Source organism: Pseudomonas sp. rhizo66, from assembly GCF_031931925.1.
GTDB lineage: Bacteria > Pseudomonadota > Gammaproteobacteria > Pseudomonadales > Pseudomonadaceae > Aquipseudomonas.
In genome coordinates this window covers 399,511-417,259 of the sequence record NZ_JAUJWZ010000002.1, presented here as the reverse complement: position 1 = coordinate 417,259, position 17,749 = coordinate 399,511, and the positions used below count along the sequence as shown (strand labels likewise).

At 60.2% G+C, this 17,749-nt stretch carries 15 protein-coding genes; 7 read left to right on the top strand and 8 right to left on the bottom strand.

Annotation, left to right across the window (positions count from 1 at the left end; all coding sequences use genetic code 11):
• Positions 1-54: 54 nt before the first annotated feature.
• The 4 genes from QZR14_RS03915 to QZR14_RS03900 form a co-directional block, all read right to left on the bottom strand.
• Complete coding sequence (locus tag QZR14_RS03915) at positions 55-2,016, bottom strand: acyltransferase family protein (RefSeq protein WP_311995932.1); 1,962 nt, start codon at positions 2,014-2,016, stop codon at positions 55-57.
• Positions 2,017-2,155: 139 nt separating this feature from the next.
• Positions 2,156-3,415 carry a transcription termination factor Rho gene (gene rho, locus QZR14_RS03910; protein WP_003229334.1) on the bottom strand — a complete coding sequence of 420 codons (1,260 nt, stop codon included), beginning with the start codon at positions 3,413-3,415 and terminating at the stop codon, positions 2,156-2,158.
• A gap of 249 nt (positions 3,416-3,664) precedes the next feature.
• Entirely contained in the window at positions 3,665-3,994 is a 330-nt protein-coding gene (gene trxA, locus QZR14_RS03905; RefSeq protein ID WP_311995931.1) for a thioredoxin TrxA, read from the bottom strand.
• Between the two features lie 120 nt (positions 3,995-4,114).
• Positions 4,115-4,822: a FadR/GntR family transcriptional regulator gene (locus tag QZR14_RS03900; RefSeq protein WP_250605728.1), complete on the bottom strand. Its 708-nt coding sequence runs from the start codon at positions 4,820-4,822 to the stop codon at positions 4,115-4,117.
• Between the two features lie 256 nt (positions 4,823-5,078).
• Between QZR14_RS03900 and QZR14_RS03895 the strand changes: the two genes are divergently transcribed.
• The 5 genes from QZR14_RS03895 to ppx all read left to right on the top strand — a co-directional run bounded on the left by QZR14_RS03895 (position 5,079) and on the right by ppx (position 9,652).
• A complete protein-coding gene (locus QZR14_RS03895; RefSeq protein ID WP_311995930.1) occupies positions 5,079-5,864 on the top strand; it encodes a transporter substrate-binding domain-containing protein in 786 nt (261 codons plus the stop codon).
• A 21-nt stretch (positions 5,865-5,885) separates the two neighbouring features.
• On the top strand, positions 5,886-6,560 hold the full coding sequence (locus tag QZR14_RS03890; protein WP_250605726.1) for an amino acid ABC transporter permease: 675 nt from the start codon (positions 5,886-5,888) through the stop codon (positions 6,558-6,560).
• Entirely contained in the window at positions 6,557-7,207 is a 651-nt protein-coding gene (locus QZR14_RS03885; RefSeq protein WP_250605725.1) for an amino acid ABC transporter permease, read from the top strand. Before QZR14_RS03890 ends, QZR14_RS03885 begins: the two co-directional genes overlap by 4 nt.
• Positions 7,194-7,931, top strand: coding sequence for an amino acid ABC transporter ATP-binding protein (locus tag QZR14_RS03880; RefSeq protein ID WP_311995929.1), 738 nt, complete (start codon positions 7,194-7,196; stop codon positions 7,929-7,931). Before QZR14_RS03885 ends, QZR14_RS03880 begins: the two co-directional genes overlap by 14 nt.
• A 218-nt stretch (positions 7,932-8,149) precedes the next feature.
• Positions 8,150-9,652: an exopolyphosphatase gene (ppx, locus tag QZR14_RS03875; protein ID WP_250605724.1), complete on the top strand. Its 1,503-nt coding sequence runs from the start codon at positions 8,150-8,152 to the stop codon at positions 9,650-9,652.
• A gap of 248 nt (positions 9,653-9,900) precedes the next feature.
• Here ppx and ppk1 read toward each other — a convergent pair whose 3' ends face one another.
• The gene (ppk1, locus tag QZR14_RS03870; RefSeq protein WP_250605723.1) at positions 9,901-12,126 is read right to left on the bottom strand and encodes a polyphosphate kinase 1; all 2,226 of its coding nucleotides are present in this window, start codon (positions 12,124-12,126) and stop codon (positions 9,901-9,903) included.
• A gap of 18 nt (positions 12,127-12,144) precedes the next feature.
• A complete protein-coding gene (gene hemB, locus QZR14_RS03865) occupies positions 12,145-13,158 on the bottom strand; it encodes a porphobilinogen synthase (RefSeq protein ID WP_311995928.1) in 1,014 nt (337 codons plus the stop codon).
• Between the two features lie 207 nt (positions 13,159-13,365).
• Between hemB and QZR14_RS03860 the strand changes: the two genes are divergently transcribed.
• Positions 13,366-14,013, top strand: coding sequence for a DedA family protein (locus tag QZR14_RS03860; RefSeq protein ID WP_311995927.1), 648 nt, complete (start codon positions 13,366-13,368; stop codon positions 14,011-14,013).
• Positions 14,014-14,303: 290 nt separating this feature from the next.
• Positions 14,304-14,972, top strand: coding sequence for an isoprenoid biosynthesis glyoxalase ElbB (gene elbB / locus QZR14_RS03855; protein WP_311995926.1), 669 nt, complete (start codon positions 14,304-14,306; stop codon positions 14,970-14,972).
• Between the two features lie 130 nt (positions 14,973-15,102).
• Here elbB and QZR14_RS03850 read toward each other — a convergent pair whose 3' ends face one another.
• Positions 15,103-15,558, bottom strand: coding sequence for a YaiI/YqxD family protein (locus QZR14_RS03850; protein WP_007911138.1), 456 nt, complete (start codon positions 15,556-15,558; stop codon positions 15,103-15,105).
• A gap of 133 nt (positions 15,559-15,691) precedes the next feature.
• Positions 15,692-17,590, bottom strand: a complete 1,899-nt coding sequence (locus QZR14_RS03845; protein WP_250605720.1) for an FTR1 family protein — start codon at positions 17,588-17,590, stop codon at positions 15,692-15,694.
• Between the last annotated feature and the right edge of the window lie 159 nt (positions 17,591-17,749).

Here is a 17,749-nt window from a genome sequence, read left to right as displayed (position 1 = left end):
TACATCCTACCTGCTCTGACGGGCAAACAGCAGCCCGTCAGAGCCCGGCATCAATCAATTGTCGCTGGTGCCCAGCATCAACGGCGCAAACAATGGGCTCAGTCTGGCGCTGCCAACGTCGGAAAGATGATCGGCATCCTTGTACTGCGAGTGGCCGTCGACATCGATGGCGCACAAGCCGTCCTTGCACATCAGCGTCGTCGGATCGATGACGTGGATGCCGGAATCAGCGGCGCTCATCGAGCCGAACAGGTTAGTGAAAAACTGCTGGCGCGCCAGATGTTCGTTGAGCGGACGACCGAGCCCTTCTGCCGAACGGCCGATGCGCGCCAGACTGGTCAGACGGTCGATGAAGCTCTTGTGTTGCAGCGGCACTTCCTTGAACAGCCAGACTTGTACACCCGCTTCACGCAGCTCGGCCACTTGCGCCTTGAGGGCGGCGGCCATGCGCTGCTCTGCCTGGCGTGGGTTGTCCTTGCGATCGAGCAGGAACTGTAGATCGCCATCGCCGTCTTCACGACCATAAACGTAGAGGCTCCAGTTCGCCGCCAGAACCACGTCCTTGATCCCCAGACTCGTGACACGGTCCATGTTGCGCTGGTTGAAGTCTTTGCACTGAGGGCGCAAGTGGTCATCGATGATCGGCGGGCATCCAGTCAAGCTGTACAACCACACCGGCTGCACGTTGCGCCCGGCATTGCCTTCGATGGCCGGCAGCAATGCAGCGGCGTGACTGTCGCCCCAGAACATTTTTGTCGCCGCAATTTTCTGATCGCCACCCACAAGGCAGGATTTGGTCAGTGCCTTGTCCGTGCTCAGATGCATGCACTTCGACTGCCCGGCATTCCACTCGCGCGATTGCGCATATTCCAGCGCCTTGCCGGTCAGACGCTGTGGTATACCGTCTGCCGAGCGAATCACCGAGCCGGTGATCGCCAGCACAGTGATCGACACCAAACCGCCGACCAACACCGAATTACGACTGGCGAATACACGCTTCTCACGAAACGGCAGTTCGATGTAACGCAGGCTCAGCCAGGCCAGCGCCAACGCGAGTGCCATCCAGCCGATTGCTTCCAGCGGCTGGATGCCGTCGATGGAGATCGCGTTGGCGTACACGTAAACCGGCCAATGCCACAGGTAAAGCGAGTAGGACAGCAAGCCGATCCAGACCAGAGCCCGGACACTCAACAACCGGCCAGCCCACGTCGGGCCCTGGGCGCCTGACCAGATCAACGCTGTCGTGCCCAACACCGGCAGCAGCGCCGCCCAACCCGGGAACACCGTGGTTTTGTCGAAGGTGAAGATCGCCACCAGTACTGCCGCCATTCCGGTCAGGCCGACAGACTGACGAAGCCACGGCCGCGCAACATGCTTGGGCACGGGCAACACTGCCAGCATGGCCCCGCAGAGCAGTTCCCAAGCGCGGGTCGGCAGCGCAAAAAAGGCGAATTCAGGTCTGCGCTCGATGTAGATGATGTTCAAGCCGAACGACACCAGCAGGACGGCAAACAACATCCAGCGCCAATGGCGGACATACCGCATCAGCAACACCATCATCAGCGGGAAGAAGATGTAGTACTGCTCCTCCACCGCCAGCGACCAGGTATGCAGCAACGGCTTGAGTTCCGAGGCGGGCGCGAAGTAGCCGTCTTCACGCATGAACAGGATGTTGGAAATGAACAGCGACTGGTAACGAATCGTCCGCCCCAGTTCGGCCAGGTCTTTGGCCGTCAGCAACAGCCAGCCCAACGCCAGTGTCACCACCACGACCACGGTCAATGCCGGCAAAATGCGCCGGGCACGACGTCCCCAGAAGTCGAGAAAACTGAAACGCTGGGCGCTGATTTCGCGGAACAGGATCGAGGTGATCAGGAAGCCGGAAATGACGAAGAACACATCAACGCCGACAAAACCGCCGCTGAATGTAGTGAATCCGAAATGAAACAGTACGACGGGAATAACCGCCAGTGCCCGTAATCCGTCGATATCACGGCGGTTGCCAAACGTGTGCATGAAAAAACCTTACCTGTTCTGGATACAAAATCCCTTGAAGGCGCGAAGTTATCAGCCGCGCAAACTTCAATCCAGATACAAATAATCCAAGGCAAAAAAAAGCGCCCTTTCGGACGCTTATTTTTTAACAGCTTGCGTATTACTTGCGCTTCATCGACAAGAAGAACTCGTCGTTGGTCTTGGTCGTTTTCAGCTTGTCGACCAGGAACTCGATGGCAGCCACTTCGTCCATCGGGTGCAGCAGCTTGCGCAGGATCCACATACGCTGCAGTTCGTCGTCGGCGGTCAGCAACTCTTCACGACGGGTACCGGAGCGGTTGATGTTGATCGCAGGGAACACGCGCTTCTCGGCGATCTTGCGATCCAGAGGCAGTTCCATGTTGCCGGTACCCTTGAACTCTTCGTAGATCACTTCGTCCATCTTCGAGCCGGTTTCAACCAGCGCGGTGGCGATAATGGTCAGCGAGCCGCCTTCTTCGATGTTACGCGCAGCACCAAAGAAGCGTTTTGGCTTCTCGAGGGCGTGGGCATCGACACCACCGGTCAATACCTTGCCGGAGCTCGGGATCACGGTGTTGTAGGCACGGGCCAGACGGGTGATGGAGTCGAGCAGGATCACCACGTCCTTCTTGTGTTCGACCAGGCGCTTGGCCTTCTCGATCACCATTTCGGCAACCTGCACGTGACGGGTCGGCGGCTCGTCGAAAGTCGAGGCAACCACTTCGCCGCGCACGGTGCGCTGCATTTCGGTCACTTCTTCCGGACGTTCGTCGATCAACAGCACGATCAGGTGAACTTCAGGGTTGTTACGGGCGATGTTCGCTGCGATGTTCTGCAGCATGATCGTTTTACCGGCTTTCGGCGGTGCAACGATCAGACCACGCTGGCCTTTGCCGATCGGGGCGCACAGGTCGATGACACGACCGGTCAAGTCTTCGGTGGAGCCGTTACCGGCTTCCATCTTCATGCGCACGGTCGGGAACAGCGGGGTCAGGTTCTCGAAGAGAATCTTGTTTTTCGCGTTCTCGGGACGATCGAAGTTGATCGTGTCGACCTTGAGCAGGGCGAAATACCGCTCGCCTTCCTTCGGAGGGCGGATCTTGCCAACGATGGTGTCACCGGTGCGCAAGTTGAAGCGGCGGATCTGGCTTGGCGAGACGTAGATATCGTCCGGGCCGGCCAGGTAGGAAGCGTCAGCGGAGCGCAGGAAGCCGAAGCCGTCCTGGAGAATCTCCAGCACGCCATCACCGGAGATTTCCTCGCCGCTTTTCGCGTGCTTTTTCAGCAGGGAGAAAATCACGTCCTGCTTGCGCGAACGGGCCATATTTTCTATGCCCATCTGTTCGGCCAATTCGAGCAGTTCGGTAATCGGCTTTTGCTTGAGTTCAGTCAGATTCATATAGGAATGACGTAATCATTTATGGAGGGGGGGAAATTAAGCTTTTGGCTTAATGAGGCCGCGCCGCGGAGAAGGCGACAGGATCGCGTACTTATTCGAAAAGGAGTGCGTCGGCGACGGCTAGCAGGGGGCAGTGGAGAAACCAGTGCGGGGCCGAATGTACCACCTGAGTTTCAGAGCGTCTAGCCCTGAATACGCAAAAAGCCCCGCTAATTTGCGGGGCTTTTTTCGGGCACTTTACCGCGACGCTTAGATGTTGGCGTCGAGGAAAGCAGCCAGTTGCGACTTCGACAGGGCGCCGACCTTGGTCGCTTCAACATTGCCGTTCTTGAACAGCATCAGGGTCGGGATACCACGTACGCCGTACTTGGGCGGGGTTTCCTGGTTTTCGTCGATGTTCAGTTTGGCAACGGTCAGCTTGCCTTTGTAAGTCTCGGCAATCTCGTCCAGAACCGGAGCGATCATTTTGCAAGGACCGCACCATTCAGCCCAGTAATCGACCAGGACAGCGCCTTCGGCCTTGAGTACGTCGGCTTCGAAGCTAGCGTCGCTAACGTGTTTGATAAGATCGCTGCTCATGGAATTCTCCAGGTTGTAAGCAAAAAAACGTGGCCCATCATAGCCGCCCTTCCCTTGTTCAGGAAGCCGCAGTTGATTGAGTCTTGCTATGGCACTCGATGAGTTTGGGTATAGCTCAAGTCACGCCGTGGCGGGGGCGATAAAGGAAATACCGGTGCGCAGGGCGGCGTTGCGCACGTGCTCCTGCATGGCTTTTTGTGCGGCACCGGAGGCCCGCCGCGCGAGGGCCCGGAGGATCTTGCGGTGTTCCTGCCAGGTTTCCATGGCGCGTTCGGCGCGGATGAACGGTAGTTTCTGGCTTTCGAGAAAGATCTCGGCGCTGGCGGTGAGGATGCTCAGCATCGCCTGATTACCGCTGGCCAGCAGGATGCGCCGGTGGAATTCGAAGTCCAGTTTTGCTGCCGCTTCAAAGTCACCGGCGCGCAATTGCTCACGCATCGCGGCGACATTGTCTTCCAGCGCATCCAGATCGAACGTGCTCAACGTGACCGCCGCCAGCCCCGCGGCAAAGCCTTCCAGCGCATAGCGCAATTGAAAGATATCCAGCGGCGAGGCTTGGGCCGCAAATGCCCAGCCCGGCGCCTGTGCGCCACGCGGCAACTCTACCGGCGACTGCACAAACACGCCTTTGCCCGGCTGAATGCTGACCACACCCAGCGCACTCAACGAGGACAACGCCTCCCGCAACGACGCCCGACTGACGCCCAACTGGAGCGCCAGATCCCGTTGCGACGGCAACGCATCGCCCGCACCGAAACCCTGTTCAGTGATCAGTTTGCGGATCGCTTGCAGCGCCACTTCGGGTACCGCACGGGAAATCGAGTTCATGGTTTTTCAGACGCGCCAGGCCAATGTGCGGCTAGTTGTAAAGCTATTCGCCGAGTCCGGCAAGTCGTGCCCCAGCAGGGTTCGGCGAACCACGCCGGTGCGCCATGGCAGTGCGAAAAACAACCTGACTGTTCAGACCAGTAAGACCGAACAAAGCCGCTGAAACTGCGGTCTGCCGGGACGATAGGCACGTATTGGCACGGCCCATGCTCTGTCCGATCGCAGAAATCACTTCCCGCCGATCCGGAGATTGTCCATGACCAAGCGTTACAGCGCCCTCCTCGCCGCTCTGTTTTCCAGCCTGCTGCTCAGCCAGGCCCCCGCTCACGCCGACGGTCTGGACGACGTGGTCAAACGCGGCACGCTGAAAGTCGCCGTACCCCAGGACTTCCCGCCATTCGGCTCGGTCGGCCCGGACATGAAACCTCGCGGTCTGGACATCGACACAGCGAAACTGCTGGCCGATCAACTCAAGGTCAAACTCGAACTGACCCCGGTGAACAGCACCAACCGCATTCCGTTCCTGACCACCGGCAAAGTCGATCTGGTGATTTCCAGCCTCGGCAAAAACCCCGACCGCGAAAAAGTCATCGACTTCTCCCGCGCCTATGCACCGTTCTACCTCGCCGTGTTCGGCCCGCCAGATGCTGCGATCACCAGCCTCGACGACCTCAAGGGCAAGACCATCAGCGTCACCCGTGGCGCCATCGAAGACATCGAGCTGAGCAAAGTCGCTCCCGAAGGCGTGACCATCAAGCGCTTCGAAGACAACAACTCGACCATCGCCGCCTACCTCGCCGGCCAGGTTGACCTGATCGCCAGCGGCAACGTGGTGATGGTCGCCATCAGCGAAAAGAACCCGAAACGCGTACCGGCGCTGAAAGTGAAACTCAAGGATTCCCCGGTCTACGTCGGCGTGAACAAGAACGAAGCGGCGCTGCTGGCCAAGGTCAACGACATCCTGACCACCGCCAAGGCTGACGGCGCCCTGGAAAAGAATTCGCAGACCTGGCTGAAAGAGCCGCTGCCGGCCGATCTCTGATCGACTGCGCGGGAGACCTTCATGGCTTATCAGTTCGATTTCATGCCGGTGGTGGAAAACACCGACCTGTTGCTGCGCGGGGCACTGTTCACCCTTGAGCTGACGGCCATCGGTGCGCTGCTCGGGGTCGGCGTCGGAGTTGTCGGGGCGCTGGTGCGGGCGTGGAATATCCGCCCGTTCTCGGCAATCTTCGGCGTCTACGTCGAGTTGATCCGCAACACGCCGTTTCTGGTGCAGTTGTTCTTCATCTTCTTCGGTTTGCCGTCGCTGGGCGTGCAGATTTCCGAGTGGCAAGCGGCGGTGCTGGCGATGGTGATCAACCTCGGGGCCTATTCCACGGAGATCATCCGCGCCGGCATTCAGGCGATCCCGCGCGGGCAACTGGAAGCCGCAGCGGCGCTGGCGATGACCCGTTTCGAGGCGTTCCGCCATGTGGTGCTGCTCCCGGCGCTGGGCAAGGTCTGGCCGGCCCTGAGCAGCCAGATCATCATCGTCATGCTCGGCTCGGCGGTGTGTTCGCAGATCGCCACCGAAGAGCTGAGCTTTGCCGCCAACTTCATTCAGTCGCGCAACTTCCGCGCCTTTGAAACCTACGCGCTGACCACCCTGATCTACTTGTGCATGGCGTTGCTGATTCGCCAGTTACTGAACTGGATCGGCCGGCGCTATATCAGTCGAAGCAGGAGCAGCGTATGAGCGACTTCACCTTCTGGGACATCCTGCGCAACCTGCTCACCGGCCTGCAATGGACACTGGCGCTGTCGCTGGTGGCGTTCATTGGCGGCGGGATCGTCGGGTTGCTGATCCTGATCATGCGCATCTCGAAAAATCCTGTGTCGAGCAACATCGCCCGCACCTGGATCGAGCTGTTCCAGGGCACGCCGCTGTTGATGCAGTTGTTTCTGGTGTTTTTCGGTGTGGCCTTGGCCGGGATCGAAATCTCGCCGTGGATGGCGGCAGCGATTGCGCTGACCTTGTTCACCAGCGCTTATCTGGCGGAGATCTGGCGCGGCTGCGTCGAGTCGATCTCCAATGGCCAGTGGGAAGCCTCGGCGAGTCTGGCGCTCAATCCGCTGGAGCAACTGCGCTACGTGATCCTGCCGCAAGCGCTGCGCATCGCTGTGGCGCCGACCGTGGGCTTTTCGGTGCAAGTGGTCAAGGGCACCGCCGTAACGTCGATCATCGGCTTCACCGAGCTGACCAAGACCGGCGGCATGCTCGCCAACGCCACGTTTGAACCGTTCATGGTCTACGGCCTCGTCGCCCTCGGCTACTTCCTGCTCTGCTACCCCTTGTCCCTCAGTGCGCGCTACCTGGAAAGGAGACTGCATGCCTCTGCTTAGAATTTCCGCCCTGCATAAATACTACGGCGATCACCACGTGCTCAAAGGCATCGACCTCAGCGTCGAGGAAGGCCAGGTGGTGGCGATCATCGGCCGCAGCGGCTCGGGCAAATCCACCCTGCTGCGCACCCTCAATGGCCTGGAATCGATCAACGACGGCGTGATCGAAGTCGACGGCGAATACCTCGACGCCGCCCGCGCCGATCTGCGCAGCCTGCGGCAGAAGGTCGGCATGGTCTTTCAGCAGTTCAACCTGTTCCCGCACCTGACCGTGGGCGAAAACGTCATGCTCGCGCCGCAGGTGGTGCAGAAAGTGCCGAAAGCCAAGGCTGCGGAACTGGCGCGTGAGATGCTGGAGCGCGTGGGTCTCGGGGAAAAATTCGATGCCTTCCCCGATCGGCTGTCTGGCGGTCAGCAACAGCGGGTGGCGATTGCCCGGGCGCTGGCGATGTCGCCAAAAGTGTTGCTGTGCGATGAAATCACCTCGGCGCTCGACCCGGAGCTGGTCAATGAAGTGCTCAGCGTCGTGCGGCAACTGGCCAAGGAAGGCATGACGCTGATCATGGTCACCCATGAAATGCGCTTCGCCCGCGAGGTCGGCGACAAACTGGTGTTCATGCACCACGGCAAGGTGCATGAGGTGGGGGATCCGAAGGTGTTGTTTGCCAATCCGCAAACGGCGGAGCTGGCGAACTTTATTGGCACGGTGGAAGCGATAGCCTGAATCTGCCTCATCCATCGTTCCCACGCTCCGCGTGGGAACGCAGCCAGGGACGCTCCGCGTCCCAAAAGCGGACGCAAAGCGTCCGGTGAGGCATTCCCACGCAGAGCGTGGGAACGATAACGTTCGGGGTGCGCGCTCCGGCGGTTTGAACCGTGCGCGTTGGCGTCAGCGTTTGATCGTGGCACGATGTCGAGGTTATCGACCGAGACCCCCTGACCATGCCGCAATCCCAAGCCAAGAATCTGTCCCTGATCGCCGCAATCGACCTGGGCTCGAACAGCTTTCACATGGTCGTGGCCAAGGCCCAGAATGGTGAGATCCGCATTCTCGAACGCCTCGGGGAGAAAGTTCAGCTCGCCGCCGGCATCGACGATGAGCGCCATCTCAACGAAGAATCGATGCAACGCGGCCTCGATTGCCTCAAGCGTTTTGCCCAACTGATCAACGGTATGCCGCTGGGTGCCGTGCGCATCGTCGGCACCAACGCCCTGCGTGAAGCGCGCAACCGCCTCGAGTTCATCCACCGCGCCGAAGAAATCCTCGGCCATCCGGTGGAAGTCATCTCCGGTCGTGAAGAAGCGCGGCTGATTTATCTGGGCGTGTCGCACACCCTTGCCGACACCCCGGGCAAACGTCTGGTCGCCGACATCGGCGGTGGCAGTACCGAATTCATCATTGGCCAGCGTTTCGAGCCGCTGCTGCGCGAAAGCCTGCAAATGGGCTGCGTCAGCTTCACCCAGCGCTATTTCAAGGACGGCAAGATCACCCCGGCCCGTTACGCCCAGGCGTACACGGCGGCGCGGCTGGAGATCATGAGCATCGAACACGCCCTGCACCGCCTGACCTGGGACGAGGCCATCGGCTCCTCGGGCACCATCCGTGCCATCGGCCTGGCGCTGAAGGCTGGCGGTCACGGCACGGGCGAAGTGAATGCCGAAGGCCTGGCGTGGCTCAAGCGGCGCTTGTTCAAGCTCGGTGATGTCGACAAGATCGATTTCGAAGGCATCAAGCCTGATCGCCGGACAATCTTCCCGGCGGGCCTGGCGATTCTCGAAGCGATTTTCGACGCCCTCGAACTGCAACGCATGGATCACTGCGACGGCGCGCTACGCGAAGGTGTGCTCTACGACCTGCTCGGCCGTCATCATCATGAAGACGTGCGCGAACGCACCCTGACTTCGTTGATGGAGCGTTATCACGTTGACCTCGAACAAGCGGCGCGGGTTGAGCGCAAAGCCTTGCACGCGTTCGATCAGGTCGCGGTGGATTGGGAGCTGGATGACGGCATCTGGCGCGAACTCCTCGGCTGGGCGGCGAAAGTGCACGAAGTCGGCCTCGACATTGCGCACTATCACTACCACAAACACGGCGCTTACCTGATCGAACACTCGGATCTTGCCGGATTCTCCCGCGAAGACCAGCAAATGCTTGCCCTGCTGGTGCGCGGCCATCGCCGCAACATTCCCAAGGACAAGTTTGCTGACTTCGGTGACGACGGCGACAAGCTGATTCGCCTCTGTGTGCTACTGCGCTTTGCGATCCTGTTCCACCACATTCGTGGCACGCAGGCGATGCCGCAGGTGGTGCTGCATGCGAAGGGCAACAACCTCGATGTGGAGTTTCCGGAAAATTGGCTGGATGAGAACCAGCTGACTCAGGCGGATTTCGGGCTTGAGGCGGATTGGCTGACGCGGGTGGGGATTGTGCTTACGGTGCATTGAGTTATTGAGTCAGGCACAAAAAAGGCGATCCGTTGGGATCGCCTTTTTATTGGGTTCGACTTGAGTGCAGAGGTGAGCCTTCCCCCTCACCCCAGCCCTCTCCCGAGGGAGAGGGAGCCGATCTCCGTTGGCTTCACAGCCTGAGTTCGACTCGGTAGTTCAGGTCGGCGTATAGCGTAAGACACCTCGGTCAGTCCCCTCTCCCTCTGGGAGAGGGCCAGGGTGAGGGGCTTTTGACCTTCAAGGCCTTAGCTGCTTACCGGAAGGATGGGGCTACCCAAGCGTTCCAGCAACGTCGCCTGCGCACTTCTCGGGTTCTGATTTCCGGTCGGCGTGTTGCGGATGTAACGGCCATCCGACTGCAGGCTCCAGCTGTGGGTGTTGTCGGTCAGGTACAGCTCCAGCTCTTTCTTCACCCGGGTCAGCAGTTTTTTGCCTTCGACCGGGAAGCAAGTCTCGACGCGCTTGTCGAGGTTGCGCTCCATCCAGTCGGCACTGGAGAGGAACATCTGCTCGTCGCCGCCATTGAGGAAGTAGAACACCCGCGTGTGCTCAAGGAAGCGGCCGATGATCGAACGCACATGGATGTTGTGCGAAACCCCAGCAATGCCCGGACGCAGGCAGCACATACCACGTACCACCAGGTCGATGCGCACGCCCGACTGGCTGGCCTTGTACAGCGCGCGAATGATCTTCGGATCGGTCAGCGAGTTGAACTTGGCAATGATGTGCGCCGGTTTGCCTTCGACGGCGAACTGGGTCTCGCGGGCGATCATGTCGAGCATGCCCTTCTTCAGGGTAAACGGCGCATGCAACAGTTTCTTCATGCGCAGGGTTTTACCCATACCGATCAACTGGCTGAACAGTTTGCCGACGTCTTCGCACAAGGCATCGTCGGACGTCAGCAGGCTGTAGTCGGTATAGAGACGGGCGTTACCGGCGTGGTAGTTACCCGTGCCGAGGTGCGCGTAACGCACGATCTCGCCGGCCTCGCGACGCAGAATGAGCATCATCTTGGCGTGGGTCTTGAAGCCGACCACACCGTAAATCACCACCGCACCGGCCGCTTGCAGACGACTGGCCAGTTGCAGGTTGGACTCTTCGTCGAACCGCGCACGCAGCTCGATGACCGCGGTGACTTCCTTGCCGTTACGCGCGGCATCCACCAGCGCATCGACGATCTCGGAGTTGGCGCCGGAGCGGTACAGCGTCTGGCGCACCGCGAGAACGTGCGGGTCTTTCGCGGCCTGACGCAGCAGGTCAACCACCGGGGTGAACGACTCGAACGGGTGCAGCAGCAGGATGTCCTGCTTGCTGACGACGCTGAAAATGTTTTCGCTGTTCTGCAGCAGTTTCGGGATCTGCGGAGTGAACGGCGTGTATTGCAGCTCCGGATGGCTGTCCAGACCGGTGATGCTGAACAGACGGGTCAGGTTGACCGGGCCGTTGACCTGATACAGCTCGGTCTCGCTCAGGTTGAACTGCTTGAGCAGGTAGTCCGAGAGGTGTTTCGGGCAAGTGTCGGCGACTTCCAGACGTACCGCATCGCCGTAACGACGCGAGAACAACTCGCCACGCAGGGCGCGGGCCAGGTCTTCGACGTCTTCGGAATCGAGTGCCAGGTCGGCGTTTCGGGTCAGACGGAACTGGTAGCAACCCTTGACCTTCATGCCCTGGAACAGGTCATCGGCGTGCGCATGAATCATCGACGACAGGAACACATAGTTGTCGCCAGGACCGCCGACTTCTTCCGGCACCTTGATGATCCGTGGCAGCAGACGCGGCGCCGGGATGATCGCCAGACCGGAATCGCGTCCAAAGGCATCGATACCTTCCAGTTCAACGATGAAGTTCAGGCTCTTGTTCACCAGCAACGGGAACGGGTGCGTCGGGTCGAGGCCGATCGGGGTGATGATCGGCGCGATCTCGTCGCGGAAATAGCGGCGCACCCAGGTTTTGATCTTGGTCGTCCAGTGGCGGCGACGGATGAAGCGCACTTGGTGCTTCTCCAGCTCCGGCAACAGGATGTCGTTGAGGATCGCGTACTGACGATCAACGTGACCGTGCACCAGCTCGCTGATCCGCGCCAGTGCTTGATGCGGCTGCAAGCCGTCAGCACCAGCCTGTTCACGGGCGAAGGTGATTTGTTTCTTCAGGCCGGCGACGCGGATCTCGAAAAATTCGTCGAGGTTGCTGGAGAAGATCAGCAGGAACTTCAAACGCTCCAGCAACGGATAGGACTCGTCCAGCGCCTGTTCCAGCACGCGGATATTGAATTGCAGTTGCGAAAGCTCACGGTGGATGTACAGGCTGCTGTCATCCAGGCCCGGGATCGCAATCACGGGCGCCGCCGCGACAGGTTCGGCGACTGGCGCCGGGGGCGCAGGCTCCAGTTCCGGCGGGGTCTCGGTGATTTGCTCGACCACCGGTTGAGCTTCTTTTACTGCAACTTCCGTGAGTCCTTCGGTATTCATTGAATGTTCCTGGGAGGGCTATTTCTGCTCTCGTAACAATTGAGCGGCGCGGACAGCAAAGTAAGTCAGGATGCCATCAGCGCCGGCACGTTTAAAGGCGGTCAGAGATTCGAGAATCACCGCCTCGCTCAACCAGCCATTCTGGATCGCCGCCATGTGCATGGCGTATTCGCCGCTAACCTGATAGACGAAGGTCGGCACTTTGAAGGCATCTTTTACCCGGAAAAGAATGTCCAGATACGGCATGCCCGGTTTGACCATGACCATGTCCGCGCCTTCAGACAAGTCGGCGCCGACTTCGTGCAGCGCTTCGTCGCTGTTGGCCGGGTCCATCTGGTAGGAAGCCTTGTTGGCCTTGCCGAGGTTCGACGCCGAACCGACGGCATCGCGGAACGGGCCGTAATAGGCGCTGGCGTACTTGGCCGAATAAGCCATGATCCGCACGTTGACGTGGCCGGCAATCTCCAGCGCTTCACGGATCGCCTGAATGCGACCGTCCATCATGTCCGATGGTGCCACTACCTGCGCACCCGCTTCGGCGTGGGACAGGGCCTGACGGACCAGCGCGTCGACGGTGATGTCGTTCTGTACGTAGCCTTCTTCGTCGAGGATGCCGTCCTGGCCGTGGGTGGTGAACGGATCGAGTGCGACGTCGGTGATCACCCCCAGTTCCGGGAAACGCTCACGCAGCGCGCGGGTGGCGCGCTGGGCGATGCCCTCGGGGTTCCAGGCTTCAGCAGCGTCAAGGGATTTCAATTCGGGCGGAGTGACCGGGAACAGCGCCAGCGCCGGAATCCCCAGCTCGACCCATTTGGCCGCTTCTTTAAGCAGCAGGTCGATGGTCAAGCGCTCTACACCCGGCATCGAGGCCACGGCTTCGCGGCGGTTTTCACCGTCAAGCACGAACACCGGCAGGATCAGGTCATCGACCGTCAGCACATTTTCCCGCACCAGCCGACGCGAAAAATCATCACGACGATTGCGACGCAGGCGGGTTGCAGGGAACAGACGATTGGCAGGGGTAAAGCTCACGGCAGACTCCTGAGCCCGCGCAAACGGGCGAGCGTGACAGTTATAGACGGCCATTATGACGAACAGATGACAGTTGTGTGAGACCTGTGACGCGTAGCCGCATTCCATTCTCAGTGTAGGAATTGTTCACGTCGAGACACATTTGGACACTTTCATGAATGTGTCCGAAGGGTTAGGCTGCGCGTTCATTTCGCCAGCACCCAGACAATGCTCCAACAATTTCTGCATGACTTTGGCTACTTTGCCTTGTTCCTCGGCACGTTCTTCGAAGGCGAAACCATTCTGGTGCTCGCGGGCTTCCTCGCGTTCCGTGGATACATGGACATCAATCTGGTGGTGGTCGTGGCGTTCTGCGGCAGCTATGCCGGCGATCAGCTGTGGTACTTCCTGGGGCGCAAGCACGGGCGCAAATTGCTCGCGCGCAAACCGCGCTGGCAGATGATGGGCGACCGCGCGCTGGAGCACATTCGCAAGCACCCGGACATCTGGGTACTGAGTTTCCGTTTCGTTTACGGATTGCGCACGGTGATGCCGGTGGCGATCGGTTTGTCGGGCTATCCGCCGGGACGTTATCTGCTGCTCAACGGTATCGGCGCGGCAATCTGGGCGACTGCACTGGCCGCTGCGGCTTACCACTTCGGTGCGGTGCTGGAAGGCATGCTCGGCAGCATCAAGAAGTACGAGCTGTGGGTGCTCGGCGCGCTGCTGATTCTTGGCGTTGGCCTGTGGCTGCGTCGCCGCTTCAAGAATGCGCGTCTGGCGAAGAAAATCTACGCCGACGAGCAAGCCGCGAAAGCTGCGCTGCTGAATCAAGCCGAAGCGTCCCCTGCCGAACCAAAGTCGCCAGCCGAATAAATCGCTGGCGCTTTGCTACAGCCCGCCGGCATTGAGCGGGCTGGCCGACCCCTTCAGTCAGATACGTCACTTTTATCCTCGCTGCTCTGGTGCATTCAAGTTCTCCAGCGGCGTTCTCACGCCAAAAATCTAGCGCTCGTTACGCAGCAGGCAACCCCAAATAATGAACACCCCGCCGTTGTTGCGATCCATGTAGAAAGCGTTCCTTGCAGGTGCAGCCACCTCTTGAGGCTATGGCAACGCAGGACAATTTAGTGGACATTTAGCGCCATGAATCTGGAGAGAAACCCATGAGCAAAAAAGTTGCAGTGATCCTGTCCGGCAGTGGCGTGTACGACGGCGCCGAAATCCACGAAAGCGTCATCACCCTGCTGCGCCTCGACCAACGCGGTGCGCAGGTGCAGTGCTTCGCCCCGAACATCGCGCAATTGCACGTGATCAATCACCTGACAGGCGAAGAAATGCCCGAGTCGCGCAACGTCCTGGTGGAATCGGCGCGCATCGCCCGCGGCAACATCAAGGACATCCGCGAAGCCGACGTCGACGATTTTGATGCGTTGATCGTGCCGGGCGGTTTCGGGGCGGCGAAAAACCTGTCCAACTTCGCCGTCGAAGGCGCTGGCTGCAGCGTGCAGCCGCAAGTGCTGGCGCTGGCCGAAGCATTTGCCGAAGCGGGCAAACCTGTCGGCCTGATGTGCATTTCTCCGGCGCTGGCGGCGAAGATCTACGGCCCGGGCGTGACCTGCACCATCGGCAATGACGTCGACACCGCCACGGCGATGAACAAGATGGGCGCCACTCACGAAGACTGTGCGGTGACGGAAATCATCGAAGACAAGGCGCGCAAACTGGTGACGACCCCGGCTTACATGCTGGCGCAGAACATCAGTGAAGCGGCTTCGGGGATTAACAAACTGGTCGACCGCGTGCTCGAACTGACCCACGAAAACGACGCCTGATCTCCAGCAGCACACAAAACCCAATGTGGGAGCGAGCCTGCTCGCGAAAGCGGTGTGTCATTCAACACAGCGTTGCCTGATCTGGCGCCTTCGCGAGCAGGCTCGCTCCCACAGAGGATTTGTGTAGGGCTTAAGGTTTGCGCGTCAGTCGGGTGAGGATCCGGTCCAGCGCATTGGCAAACGCCTGTTTCTCGCGATCCCCGAACGGCGCCGGGCCGCCGCTCATCTGGCCTTGTTCGCGCAGATCAGTGAACAGGTTGCGCACGGCCAGGCGCTCGCCCATGTTCTGCGCGTCAAATTCCTTGCCGCGCGGATCCAGCGCCGCGACTCCCTTCTTCACCAAACGATCGGCCAGCGGGATGTCGCTGCAAATCACCAGTTCACCCGGCACCGCGTGCTCGACCAGATAATCGTCTGCCGCATCCGGCCCGCTCGGCACCACGATCAGTTTGACGATGGCCAGCCCCGGCTTGATCTGCGGCTGCCCGGCCACCAGCACCACTTCGAACTGGCGTTTGAGGGCGAACTTCACCACCAGATCCTTCGCCGCCCGTGGGCAGGCGTCGGCATCGATCCAGACACGCATGTTCTTTACCTCTAAAAGCAAAAGATCGCAGCCTGCGGCAGCTCCTACAGGGTGCGCGTCGCGGCGTAACATTGCGACATGCCTTGTCCCTGTGGGAGCTGCCGAAGGCTGCGATCTTTTAGGAGTTACTCAATCAAGCAGCTGAAACCCGCCGCTTCTCCGCCACCCAGCTACGCCCATACAACACCACAATCGCCAGAATCGCCACCGCCTGCGCCGTCAGCGAATAGGCATCGGCATGAATCCCCAGCCAGTCGAATTCAAAGAACGCCACCGGCCGCGTGCCAAAGATCCCGGCTTCCTGCAACGCCTTGACGCCATGCCCGGCGAACACTACCGACAATGCGCACAGCAGCGCCGCGTTGATGCTGAAGAACAACGTCAGCGGCAGTTTCGCCGAACCGCGCAGGATCACCCACGCCAGACCAACCAGCAGCACCAGTGCCGTCGCACCACCGGCGAGCACCGCGTCATGCCCGGCTGGTCCTGCCTGCAACCACAGGGTTTCGTAAAACAGGATCACCTCGAACAGCTCGCGATACACCGAGAAGAACGCCAGAATCGCGAAGCCGAAACGCCCGCCACCACCGACCAGACTGCTCTTGATGTAATCCTGCCAGGCTGCGGCGTGGCGACGGTCATGCATCCATACGCCCAGCCACAGGACCATGACACTGGCGAACAGTGCCGTCGCGCCTTCCAGCAGTTCACGCTGCGAACCGCTGACATCAATGACGTACGCCGCCAGCGCCCAGGTACCGAGACCGGCCAACAGTGCCAGGCCCCAACCGACGTTGACACTGCGCACCGCCGATTGCTGGCCGGTGTTGCGTAGAAAGGCGAGGATCGCTGCCAGCACCAGAATCGCTTCCAGACCTTCGCGCAGCAGAATCAGCAGACCGGAGATGTAGCTCAGTGACCAGCTCAAGCCGTCGCTGCCTAACAACCCGGCGGATTCCTTGAGCTTGGCCTTGGCGGCGTCCAGGCGCTGCTCGGCCTGCTCGACCGGCAAGCCGTCCTGCAACGATTGCCGATAGGCCATCAGGGATTTTTCGGTGTCCTTGCGCACATTGGCGTCAACGTTATCCAGCGAGCTCTCGACCAGTTCAAAGCCTTCCAGATAAGCCGCCACCGACAGGTCGTAGGCCTGATCGTGTTCGCCTGCACGGTAGGCCGCGAGGCTCTTGTCCAGGGTCGCTGCGGTGTAGTCGAGCAGTTGCGCCGGGCCACGCTTGACCTGCGGCGGTTGCGCACGCTGGGCGCGGAACGTCGCGGCGGCTTGCGGGCCATCGGCGGCCTGCACTTCGGCCGGGGTCTGACGGGCCAGATCGGCGATGTTGTAGGTCTTGTCGGCTTTGGCCGCCGCCGGATCGGCGCTGAAGCCGGCGATGTAAGTCGCCAGATCCCAGCGCTGCCGATCGTCGAGCTGATCGGCAAACGCTGGCATGTCGGTGCCTTCAACGCCCTGACCGAGGGTGTTGTAGATCGCATACAGACTCAGGTGATCCAGCCGCGCCGCATCCCGCAGATTGGCCGGTGCCGGGGTCATGCCGAGGCCCGCCGGGCCGTCACCGGCGCCACTGTCGCCGTGGCACACCGAGCAATTCTGCGCATAGAGCGGCGCACCCCGGGTGGGGTCGGGGGTGATGATCGGCGCTTGGCTGACTTCATACGCCACCGCCAGTTGCGCGCCAAGTTGCCGCGCCTGCCGGGCGACTTCGGCGCCATCCTGCTTTGCGGTGATTGCGGCGTGCAACGCGCTGACACCTTGCTCCAGCGCAGCTTTTTCAGGCTTGGCCGGCATGCCGGCGATCAAGCCTTGCAGCGCCCGTGTGAATTCCAGTTGCTCGCGGTATTCGGAATCATCGACAACCTTGCCCGCCGCTACCGTCGGCGGGTAGTCGGCGCTGATGTAATCGAGCAGGTGCAGCGCTTGCGGTGCGCCTTCCACGTTATCGGCCAGCAGATTGAAGCTGCTCAGGGCAATCAACGGGAACAGCAGCCAGGCCAGAAAACGGGACGAGGCAGTCATGAGTCATTCTCAAATGGAAATGCGAAGTTACATATTGTTCACTTCGAACGCGTTTCCCTCAAGCTTTGTCGACATAACGCCACACATGTCGCGAGCCATCGGTCTACAAAAAACGCCACATCACTTAGCCACTATTGCACCCTATACTGCGCGACCTGT